This is a genomic window from Flavobacterium ichthyis, assembly GCF_009915155.1.
Classification (GTDB): Bacteria; Bacteroidota; Bacteroidia; order Flavobacteriales; family Flavobacteriaceae; genus Flavobacterium; species Flavobacterium ichthyis.
Genome location: NZ_JAABLM010000001.1, coordinates 317,265 through 337,551, shown reverse-complemented (window position 1 = coordinate 337,551; position 20,287 = coordinate 317,265). Strand labels below are relative to the sequence as shown.

The 20,287-nt window shown below is 32.7% G+C and carries 19 protein-coding genes; 14 read left to right on the top strand and 5 right to left on the bottom strand.

Annotated elements, in window-relative coordinates; translation table 11 throughout:
• Positions 1-327: 327 nt before the first annotated feature.
• Genes GV828_RS01465 through GV828_RS01445 form a run of 5 tightly spaced genes read right to left on the bottom strand, consistent with a single transcriptional unit; the run spans position 328 to position 5,818 of the window.
• Positions 328-2,130: a protein kinase family protein gene (locus tag GV828_RS01465; RefSeq protein WP_166535688.1), complete on the bottom strand. Its 1,803-nt coding sequence runs from the start codon at positions 2,128-2,130 to the stop codon at positions 328-330.
• A gap of 2 nt (positions 2,131-2,132) precedes the next feature.
• On the bottom strand, positions 2,133-2,702 hold the full coding sequence (locus tag GV828_RS01460; RefSeq protein WP_166535687.1) for a phospholipase D-like domain-containing protein: 570 nt from the start codon (positions 2,700-2,702) through the stop codon (positions 2,133-2,135).
• A 2-nt stretch (positions 2,703-2,704) separates the two neighbouring features.
• On the bottom strand, positions 2,705-3,718 hold the full coding sequence (locus GV828_RS01455; RefSeq protein WP_166535686.1) for a protein kinase family protein: 1,014 nt from the start codon (positions 3,716-3,718) through the stop codon (positions 2,705-2,707).
• Positions 3,719-3,721: 3 nt separating this feature from the next.
• Positions 3,722-4,957, bottom strand: coding sequence for a hypothetical protein (locus GV828_RS01450; protein ID WP_166535685.1), 1,236 nt, complete (start codon positions 4,955-4,957; stop codon positions 3,722-3,724).
• 3 nt (positions 4,958-4,960) lie between these two features.
• On the bottom strand, positions 4,961-5,818 hold the full coding sequence (locus GV828_RS01445; protein WP_166535684.1) for a VWA domain-containing protein: 858 nt from the start codon (positions 5,816-5,818) through the stop codon (positions 4,961-4,963).
• Positions 5,819-6,546: 728 nt separating this feature from the next.
• Between GV828_RS01445 and GV828_RS01435 the strand changes: the two genes are divergently transcribed.
• The 14 genes from GV828_RS01435 (at position 6,547) to GV828_RS01370 (ending at position 20,214) form a co-directional block, all read left to right on the top strand.
• Entirely contained in the window at positions 6,547-7,530 is a 984-nt protein-coding gene (locus GV828_RS01435) for a pyruvate dehydrogenase complex E1 component subunit beta (RefSeq protein WP_166535682.1), read from the top strand.
• A gap of 274 nt (positions 7,531-7,804) precedes the next feature.
• Entirely contained in the window at positions 7,805-10,312 is a 2,508-nt protein-coding gene (locus GV828_RS01430) for a DUF5686 and carboxypeptidase-like regulatory domain-containing protein (RefSeq protein WP_166535681.1), read from the top strand.
• 81 nt (positions 10,313-10,393) lie between these two features.
• Positions 10,394-11,986, top strand: a complete 1,593-nt coding sequence (locus tag GV828_RS01425; RefSeq protein WP_166535680.1) for a hypothetical protein — start codon at positions 10,394-10,396, stop codon at positions 11,984-11,986.
• A 10-nt stretch (positions 11,987-11,996) separates the two neighbouring features.
• Complete coding sequence (locus GV828_RS01420) at positions 11,997-12,566, top strand: DUF6705 family protein (RefSeq protein WP_166535679.1); 570 nt, start codon at positions 11,997-11,999, stop codon at positions 12,564-12,566.
• A gap of 2 nt (positions 12,567-12,568) precedes the next feature.
• Complete coding sequence (locus GV828_RS01415; protein WP_166535678.1) at positions 12,569-13,360, top strand: hypothetical protein; 792 nt, start codon at positions 12,569-12,571, stop codon at positions 13,358-13,360.
• Between the two features lie 426 nt (positions 13,361-13,786).
• Positions 13,787-13,984: a hypothetical protein gene (locus tag GV828_RS01410; protein ID WP_166535677.1), complete on the top strand. Its 198-nt coding sequence runs from the start codon at positions 13,787-13,789 to the stop codon at positions 13,982-13,984.
• Between the two features lie 15 nt (positions 13,985-13,999).
• Positions 14,000-14,572, top strand: a complete 573-nt coding sequence (locus tag GV828_RS01405; protein ID WP_317163800.1) for a DUF6705 family protein — start codon at positions 14,000-14,002, stop codon at positions 14,570-14,572.
• 112 nt (positions 14,573-14,684) lie between these two features.
• Positions 14,685-15,509 (top strand): hypothetical protein, encoded by an 825-nt coding sequence (locus GV828_RS01400; protein ID WP_166535675.1) that lies wholly within the window; start codon positions 14,685-14,687, stop codon positions 15,507-15,509.
• Positions 15,510-15,521: 12 nt separating this feature from the next.
• Positions 15,522-16,082, top strand: a complete 561-nt coding sequence (locus GV828_RS01395; RefSeq protein WP_166535674.1) for a DUF6705 family protein — start codon at positions 15,522-15,524, stop codon at positions 16,080-16,082.
• Between the two features lie 112 nt (positions 16,083-16,194).
• Entirely contained in the window at positions 16,195-17,061 is an 867-nt protein-coding gene (locus tag GV828_RS01390) for a hypothetical protein (RefSeq protein ID WP_166535673.1), read from the top strand.
• Positions 17,062-17,063: 2 nt separating this feature from the next.
• Positions 17,064-17,672: a DUF6705 family protein gene (locus GV828_RS01385; protein WP_166535672.1), complete on the top strand. Its 609-nt coding sequence runs from the start codon at positions 17,064-17,066 to the stop codon at positions 17,670-17,672.
• A gap of 277 nt (positions 17,673-17,949) precedes the next feature.
• Positions 17,950-18,561 carry a DUF6705 family protein gene (locus GV828_RS01380; protein ID WP_166535671.1) on the top strand — a complete coding sequence of 204 codons (612 nt, stop codon included), beginning with the start codon at positions 17,950-17,952 and terminating at the stop codon, positions 18,559-18,561.
• A 273-nt stretch (positions 18,562-18,834) separates the two neighbouring features.
• A complete protein-coding gene (locus GV828_RS01375) occupies positions 18,835-19,440 on the top strand; it encodes a DUF6705 family protein (RefSeq protein WP_166535670.1) in 606 nt (201 codons plus the stop codon).
• A gap of 243 nt (positions 19,441-19,683) precedes the next feature.
• A complete protein-coding gene (locus tag GV828_RS01370) occupies positions 19,684-20,214 on the top strand; it encodes an inorganic diphosphatase (protein WP_166535669.1) in 531 nt (176 codons plus the stop codon).
• Positions 20,215-20,287: the final 73 nt, after the last annotated feature.

Below are 20,287 nucleotides of genomic sequence, written 5' to 3'. Positions count from 1 at the left end.
TAGTTGTTATCATTATTAAAATCAAAATATTTGAAATTAAAATGATAAATAAGACCTTAACATTGAAATGACTGTGAAGATGTTTGTTGAAGAACCTAACGATTCTTATGAAGAAAAATAAAATTACAATACTTATTAATATAGATGTAAAAACGTTAGAATATAAAAAGTCATTAGAAAACACAAAAGACGAAATAAAAATTACTATATATTGAAATATAAAGAAAATACCAATTGAAGAAAGGGAATTATATTGCGTAGAACAATGGTTAACGATAAAATTATCAAAGCCTGCAACTTTACACATATTTTTTTGTAGAATATTCATCATTTACTCAATATAGTTTTTAAGCTTTCAAGTAAATTAAATCTTTTATTATTTTTAATTGCTTTTTGAAAACTAATTTGACTTTCTGTAAGAATATTGTTTACATTTTCCGAAAAATCCAAAGTAAAAACAGGTATTAATTCTTTACCTGCTGGAATAATATTTTCAAATCTTGGAAGCGTAGGAAGATTTTGTACCTCTATATTTATTTTTTCACTTTCTACAGTAAATAAGTCATTGCTTGCTTTTAAATAAAAATATTGATTCCTTTTCGGCTTTAGAGATATTTTATTTTTAGTTGTTACATCTATTTCCTTGTCAATATTTGAGCAAAGTTTTATACCAGAAGCATTGTTAATTTTCCAATTTAACTCGATTGGCAGAGATTCAACAATATATTCATAATCAGTAGTAAAAGTTTCAATTTCAATTCGCTTAAATACTTGAACTTTCAGCGTTTTCTCTTCTTTTGTTACACCATCTAATGCAGTAAAAATAATTTTATAATTTGTGTCTTCTGATGGAGATATTACTTTGTTCCCTTTATTTGATATAACCTCTAAATTTCCTGCATAATTCAACTCTACTTTTTCTACATTTTCAAAATCCCAAACAATTTCAGTTTCTTTTCCAAATTCAATTTTTTGGTGTTTTGCTCTAAATTCTTTTATTTTTGGAAGAGGAAGAACCGTTATATTTAGTTCTTTTTCTGTTTTATCAAAGGCATTTTCTGCAAGTAACTTGTATGTAGCTGTATTGGTAGGCGAAACAGAAATAGAATGCTTTTCTGTTACATTTCCGACACCATTGTTTATTGAAATTTTATCATAATTCTCAATATTCCAGGACAATTCAATGGTTTTCCCTTTTAGAACTTCCTTTTCATTCGAGCCAAAATTGATTATTTTAGGTGCTTTTAAATAATGTTCAAAAGACGTAAGATTTAGATAATTATTTTCCGATAAATAGCTGTTCAAAATTCTTGTCAGACTTTTAATAGAATTAGATAGCTTTTGTAAATCGTTATAGATTTCAGAGTCTGCAAAATCTTCAAAATCGGTTTCAGTAAACAATAAGTATTGAGTATCTTTCACCTGATACTTGTTCCATAAATTTGAGTTTTCAGAAAGAGCAAGTATTGAAAGATAGATTACCAATTCCGAAAAATAATCCGCTTTTAAAGACGCTTTTCCCGCTTTAAAACGTGAGGGATGTTGATAACCTTTTAATCCTGTAACTAATTCTTTTTGACCCTCAATTTCAGGAATACAAATAGAATCATAATCTACAAGTTTGATATTTCCATTTCGGTCAATCAAAATATTTCCTTCTTGCAAATCTCCGTGAGAAATATTATTTTCTCGTAGAGTTTTACACATTTCCAGAAAATCATCAGCAAGTTTAGTTAGTTTGTTTTTGTTGCCTAAATTTTCTTCAAGATATTCTTTTAGCAATTTTCCCTCAAGCCATTCCATTCGGATGGTGTCCAATAAATTTCCATTAACCAAAATTCCTTTTTCATCATAGATAAAATCAGCAAAATAGGGTAGTTTTTTTTCTGAAAGATATTTTGATATTTTTCGGTAGCGATTTGTATGTTCTCCCATAGGAACGTGCCAAACTCTGAAAGCCCATTTCTTGTGTTGATGTTCCAATTGGAACACCATATTGAAGCCACCAACAAAAGCATAGGGTTTACCATTGGATTCTATTCTTGGTTTTGCTCCTTTTAATTCAGGTACTTTTAAAAAAGTATCCGAATTTAAAATGGCGGTAACTATATCTTGTTTGTTTATTGACATTCTTAAAATTTATCGAAAATTGATTTAGCTTTATTTCCTTCTATTTGTTGCTTTGTTTCTTTTGGTTTGTCCCATTTTGCCATTATTTTTTCGATTGGCAATAGTTGTACTTCGTTTCCTTTAATAGCAAAACCATATTGAGGTTTTATACTTTCAAACTTGTTATTGAATTGAGCAATAACAGTAGGCTGATTTTTAATAATGATGATATTTTCATCATTTAATCTTGCTTTAAATGTCCAATTATATGAACCTGTAATAATTGTAGAATCATCAACAATACAAAATTTATTGTGCATAAGTTTGTCTTTAGCTCCATCGTTGATATTTCCGATATATCCTACATATCCATTATTTTGTAACAATTCTTTAAAATCAACTCGTGAATTTTTGTTGAACTCGTGATTTGCTACAATGATATAAACCTTAACACCTCTGTTTTGAGCTTGAATAATGCTTTGGTAGATTTCAACATCAGTAAACCACGCAACACAAATTTTTAGACTTTTGTTTGAAGCCGAAATTTGATTGATGATTTGATTGTGTATATCTTCAAAATAAACCTCCGTCATTGTTAAAACTTATTCATAATGTTGTTTGCATCAGGAAGTTTTACTTCTTTTTTACTTGGCGGATTGGGCTGTTTATTCCATTTATCCATTATGTTTTCTTTGGTAACTTCAAGTCTGTCAATCAGCAGATTTTCTAACGGTTCTAATTGTTGAATGTCGTTTTTTGTTAGTTCTTCTTTTAGTTTGTTTGTCAAGTCCACAACGGTTTGATTATTGGACTTTAGCAAACTGTTGATTAATACAGAATGATTGGGATTCGCAAAATCATCTTTGGAAAACAACAAATCTTCCGTTTCATAATATTTTTGCCATAAACTTGGCTGATTTTCAAAAACAAGTAGCGACAAATAAATTATGAGCTCTGAAAAATAATCTAATTTAGGATTGATAAGTTTATTGGCAGATCTTAATGGATGTTGATAACCGGGCAAACCTTTGATTGCATCAGACATTCCTTCAAGCGGTTTAATATACATTGAATCGTAATCAATAATTGTTAAACTACAATCGTGATTAACTAAAATATTTCCGTGTTGCAAATCTCCGTGAGCGATATTTTGCTGATGAAAATATGTAACCATTTCTTTAAAATTCTCTCGTACTTTTGAAATTGAAGAAGGATTTGAATGTATATTATCGTTGATAAAATCTTTCAAAGTTTTTCCTTCAACCCAATCCATTAAAACGATAGGATAGATATTCCCATTGATAAGAAGTGCTTCTTCCAAATATTGAAAATTGCAGAAATAGGCATTGTTTAGATTTGCTAAATAAGTAGATATTTCTTGACTTCTTCGTTTGGCGTCTCCAATATCTGCAATCCAACAACGTACGGCAACTTTTTCTCCTTCACTGGTATTAAAAGGAAAAACAGTTGTGTAACCACCTGAATATTGAATAACACGAGAACCTTTTTGGATAATCGTTCCTCCGATGAGTTCGCTTGCTTTAAAGCTAACTTGCGGATTTCGCATTGCTGTAACTATATCAGTTCTTGTAGGATAAATATTTGTCATATGTTAGAATTTATCAGTTACAGATTTGACTTTTTGTGGCTCTGCTGTTATCTCTTTAATTTGTACAGAAGATTTTTCTTGTTGTTGTTTTTCGTCTGTGAGATTACTGCTATCGTCTGTTAACTCTTCATTTAAATTATTACTTTCATTAGTTGATTTTTCTTCTTTCTGATTTTGTTCAGAAAGATTATCATTTTTGACAGGCGAATTATCCTCTGCTATGTTTTCTTTTACATTTTCATCAAGTGGTTTTTCCTCCTCTATTTTCTTATCCGAGTTTTCAATTTCCTCATCTTTAATCTCCGTTGATTGCTCAACTTGTTTAATTTCCTCTTTTTCAGAATTTTCTTCTTTTGTCAATTGTTCTTCCCTGTTTTCTTCTTCATTTACACTTAAAGAATCTTGAGAAGAAATTTCTTTTTTTTTAGATTCTTCTAGTTTCTCCGCTTCTTCTTTAACAAGCTCTGACAAAAAAGTTACTTCGATATTAGAATAGGAAAATTCTTTTTTGCCATCGTCAAAAAGTTCAAGTATCAAAACTGCGGAATCATCGTCATTTAATCGGTTTGCATTTCTTTCATTTGCAATTGTTTCAACATATTGTTCTTGGGTTTTGATGTTGTCAAGTGTCTGTTTGACTTGTTCTGTATTTAATAAAAACCATTCAGCAAGGGCATCGGTCATTAAATAAAAAGTTCCTTCCTTTATTTTTTCTCCTTTAATTGGCTTTTTTTCTCCTTTATGAGAACTTCCAATACTTGATAAATAATCAGGAAAGTTGTCAAATACAATAGGTTCGGGTTTAGTGGATAATTTAATTTCAATCTCCGTTGAACCCTTTGGAATGAAAAACAAAAAACTATCTCCTAATGCTTGTGCAATCCATTTTTGGTCAGATTCTAAAAATTGAAGTCCGACAAATGTTGCCAATGCAGGGTCTTTTCTATTGTATTGAGATTTTGTAAACCATTTGGTTTCTGGTTGATTTACAATTTCATCAATTTTGGATTGCCATTCTTTTTGACTTTCAACAATAAATTCATTGTTATCTTTCCAATCTTTTTGATTGACATATTTATTTACTAATATATCCGACCAAATTTTTGGGAAGAAAGACTTTGAAACTCCATCAGAAATAGAAAATTTATTATGATCAATGTTTATAGCATAATTATCCGCACAATCTGAATATAATTCTGATTTCTTACTCGTTATAAATCCTTTTATATTGATTTTCATTTCTTAAATAATTCTGTCTGTTCCTCCAGATGAACCAAAATTGATAAATTTAATAAGAGTTTCGGGACCAGCATTTGAAACAAAACCTCTTGAATCTACGTCTGTTACAAATTCGTGTTTTCTTGCGGCTTCACGATATGTTTCAGGTACTTTACTTGAAATTTTGAAAAGTATTTTTCCTTCTTCGTCTGAAACTTCGTTTTCAGTTGAGGAAAACTTTGTTTCGTTGAATGGTGGTTGTCCTAAATGAACATTGAAAATTAGAGGATTTCCATCTCCAGTATTGATATTCATAATACTGTTTGCGGTTGATATTGTTTTTTCAATATCGTCTATTGGATTACTTCCTGTATATGGCATTCCGTCCGAAACATTTATAATTACAGGTGCAGGATTGTCAGGTTTTTTAGTTATCCAACCTTCTATGAGTTGCTTTGCAAAATCAAGAGCTTCTGCCATTGGTGTTAATCCATTTCGTGGGCAAGTAGGTTCAACATACATAGCCATTTCTTCCTCAATTTCAACTAAACCTCCCGCTCCGTCAGAAACTTTCTTTTTTATTTTCTCAATTCTTAAAGGACTATCAGCAAAAGCACTTAAATAGTCAGAACGAATATCATCTACTGAATTACCACCTTTTCCACCATAGCCAATAAGAGATAAAAACACTCTGTCCTTAATTTTGTCACCTGCACTATTTGTAAAAATTAAATCGTTAATTGTTCTGTTGATTACGAGAGAGGTAAACTCGGCTTTGTTTTTTCCTCCTGTATAATCTTCTCCCATAGAACCTGATTGGTCAATGAGAAAAATTATGTAACCAGGATTTGCTGAACTCCATTGTTTTGAATTGTTATTCATAATTTATTTTACATTTAAAAATTAATATTCCCTACCCCCTAAACCTCAACTTGCACTCCCCATCATAACAGTAACAACCCTTTATCACATTGAAAATAATAGGGGCTTTTAATTCTCGACGCATAAACGAAACATAATTGTAAATCGTGCGTTCTGAAATATTTAGTTTTTCCGCACAAGCTTTCGGGTTACCGGTTCGTTCTGTGGAGATTAGTTCATGTAATTTGATGATAATTCGAATATCCATTTATTGATTCGGGCAATTTTAAAGATTTTGACTGCATTAGAAGTGCAGTGTGATTTTTTCTGTTCGCTTCGTCAAAATTATTGAGGTTGAAATTCAAATCCTTACGGGTTTCCGTAATTGAGGAAAATAAATTAAAATTTCCTTAAAATTTTCTCTCGGGTTGTATCTTGCCTTATACTAAAACAACTATACAGCATATACTTATTTTAGGACGGGTCATGCCGGGACAGAGAGTATGGATAGTGTATAGATAAAGCATAGATAAAGCATAGATAAAGCATAGATAAAGGCAGGTTGTGGTACCCCTAAAAATCCCATAAAAAAATAATGCCACTTCGAGCATCAATTTCCCAATCCTTATTTCAAATCTCCAAATTCACCAATTTCCAAAATTTTCAAATCTTCAAATCAATAAATCTTTTAATCATTAAATTCTTTTATTTACTTTTGCGTTTCACAATTTCAAGTAGAATTATTTATCATGAGAACAATCCAATTTAGAGAGGCGATTTGCGAAGCAATGAGCGAAGAAATGCGTCGCGACGAATCAATATATTTAATGGGTGAAGAAGTGGCCGAATATAACGGTGCTTATAAAGCTTCAAAAGGAATGTTAGACGAGTTTGGACCAAAACGTGTTATTGATACGCCAATTGCAGAACTTGGTTTTGCAGGTATTGCAGTAGGTTCGGCAATGAACGGAAACCGCCCAATTGTTGAGTTCATGACCTTCAACTTTTCTTTAGTTGGAATCGATCAAATCATTAATAACGCTGCAAAAATGCGTCAAATGTCTGCCGGACAATTTCCAATGCCAATGGTGTTTCGTGGCCCAACTGCTTCTGCGGGACAATTAGCGGCAACGCACTCTCAGGCTTTCGAAAACTGGTTTGCCAACACTCCAGGACTTAAAGTGGTAGTGCCTTCAAATCCTTACGATGCAAAAGGATTGTTAAAAGCAGCTATTCGTGATAATGATCCTGTTATTTTTATGGAATCTGAGCAAATGTATGGCGACAAAGGCGAAGTGCCGGAAGGAGAATACACCATTCCTTTAGGTGTTGCTGATATCAAAAGAGAAGGTAGCGACGTAACCATTGTTTCTTTTGGAAAAATTATTAAAGAAGCTTATACTGCTGCAGAAGAACTAGAAAAAGAAGGAATTTCTTGTGAAATTATCGACTTAAGAACCGTTCGACCGATGGATTATGACGCCATTTTAAATTCGGTTAAAAAAACAAACCGTTTAGTAGTTCTAGAAGAAGCGTGGCCATTTGCAAGCGTAGCTTCAGAAATTACTTACATCGTTCAAGAACGTGCTTTTGACTACCTTGACGCGCCAATTCAAAGAATTACAACTGCCGATACTCCAGCTCCATATTCTCCGGCACTGTTGAAAGAATGGTTGCCAAATGCACAAGACGTAATCAAAGCCGTAAAAAAAGTAGCTTACAAAAAGAATTAATTGGAACAATTTGAAAAAGTGGTAATTTGAAAATAAGTCAATTGTTTTAAAGAATCGCAAAGTAATAAATTTGCTATTGCCTAACTTCAAATTATCTAATTATCTAATTATCTAATTATCTAATTGTCTAATTATCTAATTAACGAATTATGTAATTCTCTAATTATCTAATTATCTAATTTTCTAATTTTCTAATTATCTAATTATCTAATTGTCTAATTGACTATATTTGAAACTTCATTGGGACATTCCTGGTGAAGTTTTTTTTAATTATATGAATAACAAATTTGTTCTAAGCCTTGCGTTTTTTCTTACAATAATCACAACCGCCTTTTCTCAAACCAAAGTTAGCGGAATTGTTTATGACGAATTTAAGCAACCATTACCCTACGCAAACGTCGTTTTTAAAGGTACTACCGAAGGAATTATTACTAACGAAGACGGAAAATTTTATCTCGAATCTAAAGAAACACAAAAAGCAATTGTGGTTTCCTTTGTTGGGATGGAACAAAAAGAAGTCACGCTCGACAAAGCCGTAACCTACAATCTCGAGGTAAATCTTGGAGCCGGAAAAACCCTTGGCGAAGTCGTGATTTACACCGGAAAAACTTCCAAAAAAGACAATCCTGCCATTGATATTTTGAGAAAAATTTGGGAACGCCGCAAAAAAAACGGACTCAAAATGTTCAAGCAATATGAATATGATAAGTACGAAAAAGTAGAATTCGATCTCAATACAATCGATTCTGCGTTGATGAAAAGCAAGCTCTTCCGCGGGATGGAATTTGTTTTCAATCAAGTGGATACTTCAGATGTTACCGGAAAATCCTACCTTCCGATTTTTATCAACGAAGCCTTGAGCAAAGTCTATGGTGATAATGTCAACAATAGAAAAAAAGAAGTGCAAATCGCCAATAAAAATTCGGGATTTAGCAACAACCAGCAAATTATCGGTTTTGTAAAAGATTTATATGCAGACTACGATATTTATGACAATTACCTAAAATTTTTCGATAAAGATTTCGTGAGCCCGCTTTCGCGAACGGGTATCAACGTCTATAATTATGTGTTGCACGACAGTACGTTTATCGATAACAAATGGTGTTACAATATTGTGTATTATCCAAGACGAAAAAACGAACTGACATTCAAGGGGGATTTTTGGGTAAACGATACCACTTTTGCCATCAAAAAAATAAACCTAACCGCCAGCCGAAGTGCCAATATCAACTGGGTGAAAGAAATTTATATCGAACAAGAATTTGAGGTTTTAAACGATTCCGTTTTCCTGCTCACGCGCGATCACATGATGTCGGATTTTGCTTTTTCTAAAAAAGATGAATCGCGTGGCGTTTATGGTAAAAGAACCACTTTATTCAAAGACCATCAATTTGATAAGAAAAAAGAAGATAAATTTTATAAAGAAGAAGTCAATAATTACGATCCCACGATTTACGTAAAGAGCGATGAATTTTGGGAAGAAAATCGATTTGAACGTTTAAACAAAGACGAAAAAGGCGTTTATCAAATGCTCGATACGCTCAAAACCGTCAAAAAATTTAAGCGTTTGTACAATGCGGTTTCCATTTTGGGAAGTGGATATGTCGAATTAAATAATTTTGATTTTGGTCCGATATTTTCCACGTTTGGATACAATGATGTGGAAGGAGTGAGGCTTCGTGCCGGAGGTCGAACGTATTTTGGTCAAAACGATCCTTGGCGAATCCAAGCATACACAGCCTACGGTTTTAGAGACAATCAGTTTAAATACGGAATTTCCGGAAAAGTGTTGCTCGACAAAAAAAGTCGGTTTATTGTCTCCGGAGGAAATCGTCGTGACATTGAACAAATTGGCGTAAGCCTTACCACATCTAATGATTTGTTAGGTCGAAGTTTTGCCTCTTCAGCGGTTTTTGCTAGTGGCGATAATAGCAAGTTAACTTCTGTAAACCTCACGAATCTTTTTGCCGAAATCGAACCTTTAAAAAACCTAACTTTCCAAGGAGGATTTTCGTACCGAACTTTAAAGTCGGCTTCGCCAAATACTTTTAGTTTGGATTATTATAAAGAATTACCCTCTGCCGAAAATCCGTTTGGTGTCATTTCCGGAAGCCTCAAGCAATACGAGTTTAATGCTTCAATCGATTATACTCCAGGCCGAAAAACCGTAGGTTATGGCGTGGAAAGAACCGTAATCGATTATAATTATGCCCGATTGTATTTAAGTTTCAGCCAAGGAATTAAAGGCCTTTTTGATAGTGATTTTGAATACGAAAAATTACAGTTCTACTACCGTCAACCGGTTTTGGTCGGTGGTTTCGGAAGGTTGTTTGCCACGTTTGAAGCCGGAAAAATTTTCGGAACCGTTCCACTTGGGTTGATGGGAGTTGTTCCGGGGAACCAATCGTATTTTGTGATAGACAACACTTACAATTTGATGAATTATTACGAATTTATGGCTGATGAGTATGCCTCGCTTCATTTAGAGCATCATTTCAACGGAAGATTATTTGCCCGAGTTCCTTTTTTACGGAAATTAAATTGGCGAGAAATCATCGGAATCAAAGCCGTTTACGGAACGATTTCTGACGAAAATAGAGCCATCAATGCCCAAACTTTAATTCCGTATCGCGCTCCAGAAGATGTCTATTGGGAATACCACGCTGGAATTGGAAATATTTTTAAAGTGTTGAGAATTGACTTCGCCTGGAGAGGAAATTACTTACATCTTCCGGATGCGAATAAGTTTGCGGTTAAAGCTTCTTTTGGGTTTTATTTTTAACATGATTTAATATTTTTAACAAAATAAATATTATATTTACCCACTACCACATTATTGTTTGTAAACTCAAAAACCAATTATATGAACAAACGACGCTTATTAAATTTATGTAGTGTCTTAATGGTAGTTTTTTTATTTTGTTGTCAGGCCGAAGACATAGCGGTTCAACAAAAGCACTATCAAAAGCAACTCTCAGTCAAGCGACTTTATGGACAGCAGGCCAAAAACATAGTGGCAAAATTTGGTGGCAACGCCTTTCTGCAGGATGCCATTAGTGTTCAGGGTCAAAAAGGTAAATCATTTAGAACCGCACAAACGGGCACGGTTAACTACGACGAGATTATTGAAGTAATCGATACTTTGGGTAATACCAATTACACGTTTAAAATTGAGGGACATCCCATGCAAAATGAGAAAACCTTTTACAATTTGGTTATAAACGTTAATGACGGATACCGCCAAGCCTATATTGTAGAGTATGCAATGGACGAGGAATTTGCACTGTCTGTTTCAGCCGGACAGAAACAAATGGAACAGTTTGACGGGGTGGTAACCATTCAAAAAATTGCGGCAGGTGGATCTGGATGTCCGGATACATCAGTTCCCATAAAAGGAGGTGGCGGTTTCAGTGGCGAACAAATTGGAGGTGGAGTCAATCCCGGATCCGGATCGGGAAGTGCTAAGGGTTCAAACGGCGGGAATACTTCGAACCCTAATGACAACACAAACCCCAATAATCCTTCCAGCCCAAATGATAATTCCGATTCAACAAGCAGCGGACCGTCAACCCCTCAAGATCCTTATGAAAATAATTGCTACGTGATTGAAATGGATTGTTATGAAAGAGGAATGCAATATTGGCAAGATGAAGAAGGATGTGGATGTATCGTAAATCCACGTTTTATGAGAACGGGAGAAAATTTAGTTGTAAAAGACCTTGGAAACGGTAAAGACCAGGATCCGTTAAACCCTTGCGGAGGTTTTCAATTAACGATTGGGGTAATAGACCCTAATTTAAAGAAAAATTGCGATGAACTGAAGTTAAATTCAAGTTCAACAGATTTTAAAGGAAAAATGCAAACCTTAAAAGACAATATTGATGGTACTGTTGAAAAAACGTTTGGTATTTATAACGGTAATCACATGGGAAGTAGTTATTCAAACCCAACTTGTGGTGCTATTTTAGAAGGAAATGAAGAAAATGCCGCTGATGTTCCTTATCATATTTCTATGAAAGCAACAGCTCATAATCATTTAACCAACCCAACCTATCAACATATTGGTACTTTTTCACCTAATGATATCATTAATTTTAGTAATATGATAATTTTAGGAGAACAAAATCTATCACCAACCAAGAAAGAAGAGTTTGCCTTTTATTTAGTTTGTAGCGAAGGTAATTATGTACTAAAAGTAACTGATGTGGATAAACTTTATAACTTTGCTGTGAAATATGGTACAAATGAAATGTTTAGAATTGAGGTAAATGATTTTTATAAAGACTTTGATATGGTTCACGGAAAGGAAAAGCAAAAACAAAATCTTGGATTTCTCAAATTATTAAAAAAGTATGATATTGGTATTGATTATTATGAGTCAGATAGCAATTATGAAAATTGGGGAAAATTAGAATTGAATTCAGCTGAAGATAACATTAATAAAAAACCTTGTTAAAAATAAGATTATGAAAAGCTTACCAATACTTTTAATTATAGTTTTTTCCTATTACAATATTACAGCTCAAACTATTGTAAATATGGCTGAAACCAGACAAACAAAGCACCTTGAAAACGGCACATATTACATTAAAGATGTAAACAACTATATGCTTCCTTATTTGGGAACTTGGAAGTATATTGATGGTAATAAAGAATTTAGGATTACTTTAACAAAAGTCGCCAAGCTTCATAAAATTAATAATGATTATAGTATCAATTATTATATAGACGCATTACAAGTTAAATATCAAAAATTTGAAAATGGTCAAATTGTTTATGATGCACCTATTATTTCTTATCCTTCTGGAATCATCAAAGAATTTGGAAAATTAAATATGTCTTTTAAAGATTATGAAAGAAACGGTGAAATTTTTCCTGTCGATTTACTTTTAATTCCTTTAAATAATATGGGTACGCCTCAATATAAATTAAAATTTAAATTGGATAAGTTTGAACAGAGAAATACTTACTATGAACAACATCCCAACGAGCCCTATTTTAGTGTGCCTAATAATATTATTATGACTAAATTTTGATAATGAAAAAAATTAAGTTAACAATCATTGTAGTTTTATGTATATTTAATAATCAGGTCTTTTCACAAGATGTTTTTATTCCACCTGACGTTGTCGAGTCTCCTATGCCAATGAGAATGATTTATGGCATTATTGAACATCAAAAAGAATGGTTAGATTTAAATTATTCAAAAGATTGTAATATTGAGTTTAAAAATGATAGTTTAAAAATAAGCCATTCCAGAGATCAAAAATACTTGAAGACAATAGAGATTGAAGCATTTGATGGTCTTTTTTTTTCTACATATAATGGTCATTTTGATAGAAAATTGAAATACATCTCAAATAAAAATAAAGACATTGAGGTTGAAATTAATACGCATAATATTGTTTTTCTTTTTCAATTTAATGATAAAATTTATTTTATAGAAAGTAATTATGATGTTGTTACTAGAAATAAACCTGTTTATTCAAAAACTAAAAGCATAATGGTTGGTTCACAGAACGCTAGCCTTTGTGAAATATACATGAAAAACGGGGCTTTTTTTACAAAAAAAGTCTTGGATTTTGATGAAAAACCATTAGTAATGAATATTTTTAATGATAAGATTTTTTTTGCTTCATATTCAAATTTTTATGCAGTAGAGAATATGAAAATAAAATCAAAACTCGAAGACATATATTGGAGTGGATTGTATCCTAATTCGATAGCAGTTAAAAATGAAGAAAATATATTTGTTGGGATTAGAGGAGGATTTGTAAAAATTGATTTAATAACAAGAAAAATAAATTTTTACAAATATTTTCCAAAGTAGAATTGACGCAAAATAATATTTGTTTAAAATAAACATTTTTTGGAAAGATAAGGATAGGTTTTGTTGATTATGATGGAAATGTATTGATTTTTATGGTTGATTTACTTTTAATTCCTTTAAATAATATGGGTACACCTCAATATAAATTGAAATTTAAGTTGGATAAGTTTGAGCAGAGAAATACTTACTATGAGCAGCATCCAGAGAGCCTTATTTTAGTGTTCCCAATGATATCATTATGACTAAAATGTAACATGGAATAATAATGTTATACGAAAAGAGAACTCGGCATAAATCGAATTCTCTTTTTTTATAAAATATATTTTTAGTTTTATGACAACATATCAATGGTACTACAAATTACTGATTTTCAAAAACTTGAAACTTTTGGAATGAAAATTAGAACTTTTGAAGCTTATAAAGAAGATGTCGACAGATTCTATAAAAGAAATAAGATGGTTCATGGTGAGGAAGGAAAAAGCTAAACAAAATATTGGTTTCTTAAAACTAATAAAGAAGCATGATATTGGAGTGGATTATTATGAAGGAGATGATAACTTTGAAAATTGGAAAAAACTAGAATTAAACGGCAATAATCCGCCAAAGGAGCTACCTTGTAACTAAAAAAATAAATAAAAAATGAAAAATATACTTTATACACTACTACTACTAGTATTTATTACTAGCTGTTCTTCAGCTCAAATAGAAGTTGATATGGCAAATAGTCATAATATTGATTGGGAAAGAAAAAATGGACAATATTATTTAAAAGATGTCAATGATTACATGCTCCCGTATTTAGGTACATGGAGATATATTGATGGTAACAAAGAATTCAGAATTACATTAACTAAAATTACTAAATATCATGATGTTTATCAAGATAATTATACAAATTTAGACTATTATATTGACGGCTTATTAATTAAATACCGAAAATTTGATAATGGAACATTAATTTACGACTCCCCAACAGGTACTTTCCCAACAGGTATCATTAAAGAATTTGGCAAATTAAATATGTCTTTTAAAGATTACGAGCGAAACGGTGAAATTTTTCCGGTTGATTTGATTTTAATCCCTAACGGTAATGGTCAATATAATTTAAAATTTAGATTAGACAAATTCGAGAGAAGAAATACTTATTACCAACAGCATCCTAACGAACCTTATTTTAGTGTTCCAAACGACATAATCATGACTAAAATGTAAATTAAGATATTGGCATATATAAAAGAGGACTTGATTATTCAATCGAAGCCTCTTTTTTTTAAGCTTGCCACCGCACCGCCATACCAGCCCTGAAGAATGCTTGGTGAAGGGCATGCAATATGCAGAAGACGAAAATGATTGTGGCTGTATTGTCAACACGCGTTTTTTCCGAACGGGAGAAAATTTAGTTGTAAAAAATCTTGGAAATGGTAAAGACCAAGATCCGTTAAACCCTTGTGGCGGTTTTCAATTGACGATTGGGGTATTAGACCCTTATTTAAAGAAAAATTGCGATGAACTAATTTTAAACTCAAGCAATGTAGTATTTAAAGAAAAAATGGCGTTGTTGAAAAATAGTGTAAACGATACCGTTGAAAAAGTATTCCCCATTTATAATGGAAATCATGTTGGGAACAACTTTACAAACCCATTAACAGGACCAGTTGTACCCGAAACAGAACAATCAGTCTCTGTGCCTTATCATGAAGCTCTAAAAGCAACTGCTCATAACCATTTAACTGCTCCTGACAAAAGACATATTGGTACTTTTTCTCCAAATGACCTTATTGGATTTGCTAACTTGCTAACCTATGCTGAAGAAAACCAATCTCCAATTAAAAAAGAAGAGTTTGCCTTTTACCTGGTTTGTAGCGAAGGTAATTATGCACTAAAGATTACTGATTTTGATAAACTTTATAACTTTGCTGTGAAATATGGTACAAATAAAGATTTTCAAGATAAAATTGATAAATTCTATAAAGAGAATAAAATGGTTCATGGTAAGGAAAAAGTTGAACAAAATATTGGTTTTTTAAAACTAATGAAGAAGCATGATATTGGAGTGGATTATTATGAAGCTGACGAAAATTTTGAAAATTGGAAAAAGCTAGAATTAAATTCATCCGAAAATAATATAAACAAAATACCTTGTAATTAAAAAATAAATCAAATGAAAAATATATTTTATACCCTACTACTAGTTTTTATATATAGTTGTTCAAATGCCCAAATAGTTATAGATATGGCAGGTGATCCTGTAAACGGCGAGACAAAAAATGGTCAATACTACATCAAAGATATTAATAATTTTATGTTACCATACCTTGGTACATGGCGATATGTCAATGAAAATAAAGAGTTTAGAATTACGTTGACTAAGGTAAGTCAATTTCATGTCTTTATTGCCGATGCTAATATCAATTATTATAAAGATGGATTAATAATCCAATACCAAGAGTTTGAAAATGGCCAATTAATATTTAGCTCTCCTACAGAAACTTATGCAACAGGTATCATTAAAGAGTTTGGCAAACTGAATATGTCCTTTACTGATTATCAAAGAAATGAAGAAATTTTTCCTGTTGATTTGATTTTAATCCCTAACGGCAATGGGCAATATAATTTAAAATTTAGATTAGACAAATTCGAGAGAAGAAATACTTATTACCAACAGCATCCTAACGAACCTTATTTTAGTGTTCCAAACGACATAATCATGACTAAAATGTAAATTAAGATATTGGCATATATAAAAGAGGACTTGATTATTCAATCGAAGCCTCTTTTTTTTAAGCTTGCCACCGCACCGCCATACCAGCCCTGAAGAATGCTTGGTGAAGGGCATGCAATATGCAGAAGACGAAAATGGTTGTAGCTGTATTGTCAACCCGCGTTTTTTTCGAACCGGAGAAAATCTAGTTGTAAAAAACCTCGGAAACGGTAAAGACCAAGATCCCTTAAACCCTTGCGGCGGTTTTCAATTGACGATTGGGGTTTTACCTACAAACGAGGAGCATTGTAAGGAGCTTAAAAAACTGTATGAAAATGATGTTGCTAATCCAGGCAAAAAGCCAAACATTATTCCTCAAATAGAATGGCTGGAAGAAAAGGTAGACGAAAAAAAAGAATATGGAGTAGAGATAAAGAAAGGTATGAATGTTGCAGGTGATGTTGTTTATACACCAACGAGAAAAGAATCACCTGAAAACCATGAAGTTTCTTTGTCCCAACATACTTTAATTTTAGGTTGGTTGCATAGCCATCCCATCAATGGATATGGAATGTTTTCTTATCAGGATTTACGTTTTTTTCGAAATGGCTATCGGGAAATTTCAGACTCCCGCAAGCCGGAAGCCTTTACTATAATTGTGTGTCGAGATAAAACTGACCCAACTAAAACCAATGTGTATGCATTAAAAATAGACAGTTTTAATATTTTTAGCCAAAAAGTAGATGCTGTTTGGAATAGCTTAAAATATATAGACTTCAATGATGAAAAAGAGCGATTAGAGAAAATTCATTTAGAACAAGCAGAAAAATATCATTATTATGAAGGAGATTTAGAATTTAGTTTCTTGAGTCAATTTGAGGGATTTGGGATCTCTTTATATAAAGCTAGTGATAATCTCGATAATTGGATAAAATTAGAACTTCAACCAGAACCAGGATTTATGCCTCCATTTTCCGTTAAACAAACACCATGTAATTAATTATGAAAAATATTATCACCCTCTTTCTTTTTGCGCTTTCATTCAATTGCAAAGCACAATCACCTGTCATCGATATCATGAACCTTCAACAAAAAATTCAGGACATTCCGGGGGCATATCATAAAGATACCCAAAATTTACTTAACCCTTTTGAGGGAACCTATCTATATACCAATGGGAATACTTCGTTTAAAATTGTATTTCAAAAAAAAATTATGTCGTCTAGAAGTAACGGGTATTTGTTTGAAGATCTTTTGATTGGTGAATATCAGTATATTGAGAATGGGTTAGAAAAAGTAAATACGCTGCCAAAATTAAATATCAATTATTCTAACAAACATAAGCACAGTATTTCAACCAATCATATAATAATGCCAGGTAATGTAGGTTGTGAAGATTGCGTTGCTGGAGAAAAAGCGTTATATGGAGGTTTGGTAGATGGTGCTTCAGATAACACAGCACGTTTTATCATTCGTAGAATTACCGTTAATGGACAGCCTGCTATAAAAGTTCACATTGGTTGGCGCTACCGAGAACATGTTGTGGGAACACCGGAAGGTCCGCATGCTAGTATTCCTGGAGGAGATTATGTGTTGATAAAACAGAACTAATATCGATTCCCGTTGTTGAGGCGGGAATTTTTTTGCTAAATTAGTTGTAGAAGTTTCATGTGATTAATTATGAAAAACATTATCACCCTCTTTATATTTGCGCATATAACCAATTGTCAAGCACAAAATCCTGTGTTAGACATTTCGCAAAAAGATGGATGGGATAGTTTACAAGGAGCGTATTATTAAGCTGACTCAAATTTTAAAAATTGGAAAAAACTGGAGCTGGATGATAATAATCCCCCAAACAAACACCTTGTAACTAAAAACAATTACTATGAAAAAATATATTTTGATACTAATCGTCGCAATTTCGACAAACGCTTTTGCCCAAAACCCCGTAATAGAAATCGAATCCTGGGATGGTAAAATGTTACCAAATGGTGCTTACTTAAAAGATGCTAATAATCGTCAATCACAGTATGTTGGTACTTGGCACTATTCTGAGAATGGAAAAGAACTAACACTCGTATTGAAACGATATGAAATGGCCTTCACAGGACGTACATACAATGATATTTTAGTAGGCGAATATAAGTATGTGGTAAACGGCATTACCGTTATCAACACATTACCAAACTTAAATAACGATTTACCTAACAAATGGAGCCACAATATTAGTGGCAGTTATCCAATAGGTCGCTTAGCCTCACCCTATTGTCCTGAGTGCGATCCTGACGAAAAAAGAATGGCTATGGGGTTCTTTGATCCCATTCGCGAAATCTCCGGCTCACTTACTCTGCGACGGATTACGGTAAATGGCGTTGCTGCAATAAAAATGGACTTGTTTGCGGAAAGCGAAGTCGTTGATGAAAATGACACCCGCAGTCCTGAAGATTTCCAACTTCATGTAGATATTAGTGAATGCGTATTATTGAAGATAGAATGACGAAAATTACCAGATTTACCTCTAACCAATCTTCAGGGTATTTTTTAAAAACTCAATTTCGGTAATGTTTCCATCACTTACGTATGCATCACATCGTGGTAGTCAAGATGCGTTACAAACAGAATATTATATGAAAGTTTTATTTAATTTTGTAAATAAACAAATATAAAGGGAGTATCGGGTTATAAAGCGGTAGAAAGGATTTTACTTCACGGAACAAATAGGTATACAATACTAATAACAATACAATAACTGAACGATACTGTTATTAAGATGAAAAATATTATCACCCTCGTTATTTTTTCGCTTTTAACCAATTGCAAAGCACAATCACCTGTCATAGATATCATGAACCTTCAACAAGTCATTAAGGACATTCCAGGTGCATATCATAAAGATACCCAAAATATACTTAATGCTTTTGAAGGAACCTATCTATACACCAATGGGAACACTTCGTTTAAAATTGTATTTCAAAAAAAAATGATGTCGTCTCTCAACAGCTATAGATTTGAAGACCTTTTAATTGGTGAATACCAATACATTCAGGACGGTGTCGAAAAAGTTAACACGCTTAACAAACTGACAATTAACTATTCTGACAAAAGTAATCATAGCATATCCACTAATCACGTAATAATGCCAGGTAATGTTGGCTGTGAAGATTGCGTTGCCGGAGAAAAAGCATTATATGCAGGTTTGGTAGACGGTGCTTCAGATAATACCGCACGCTTCATTATCCGCAGGATAACGGTTAACGGCCAGCCGGCTATAAAGGTACATATCGGGTGGCGCTATAGAGAACATGTTGTGGGAACACCGGAAGGTCCGCATGCCAGTATTCCTGGCGGAGATTACGTGTTGATAAAACAGAACTAATATCGATTCCCGTTGTTGAGGCGGGAATTTTTTTGCTAAATTAACACAATCGTTTTTTGACTTGTTTTTACAAAATTGGAGTTTTCACTATTTCCAATTAAAAGCCTACGAAATAATTTACAGGTTTTTTTCAAATTGAACAAATCATCAATTTTTCCAACTTCAAAATTATTTCCTTGTCGATATGTATAGTTATGCTTACTTTTGCACCCGCTAAATAAGTATATAGAAACAAATTACACTATGAGTGCAGCCAAACAAAAATCTTTTGACGTATTAATCGAAATACCAAAAGGAAGCAGAAATAAATACGAATACGATTTTGAATTAAAAAAAATCCGTTTCGACAGAATGTTGTTTTCATCAATGATGTATCCGGCAGATTACGGATTTATCCCTGAAACTTTAGCCTTAGACGGTGATCCGTTAGATGTTTTGGTTTTGGCAACTGAGCCAACTTTTCCGGGTTGTGTGATGGAAGTAAAACCAATTGGTGTGTTCCACATGGCAGACGAAAAAGGACCAGACGAAAAAATTATTTGCGTTCCGGTTTCTGATCCAATTTGGAATAAATTGAACGATTTATCTGATATGAATCCACATCAATTAAAAGAAATTGAGCACTTTTTCCAAGTTTACAAAGATTTAGAGCACAAAAAAGTAGATGTAGAAGGTTGGGGAGATGTTACCGTTGCTAAAGAAATCATCGAGCAATGTGTAGATCGTTTCGAAGGAATTGAAAACCGCACTGCAGAATTGTTCAGTATCCGCTAAACCATTTTCCTAAATAATTATATAAAAAGCAATATTTGGCAACAAGTATTGCTTTTTTGTTTGTAATTGATTT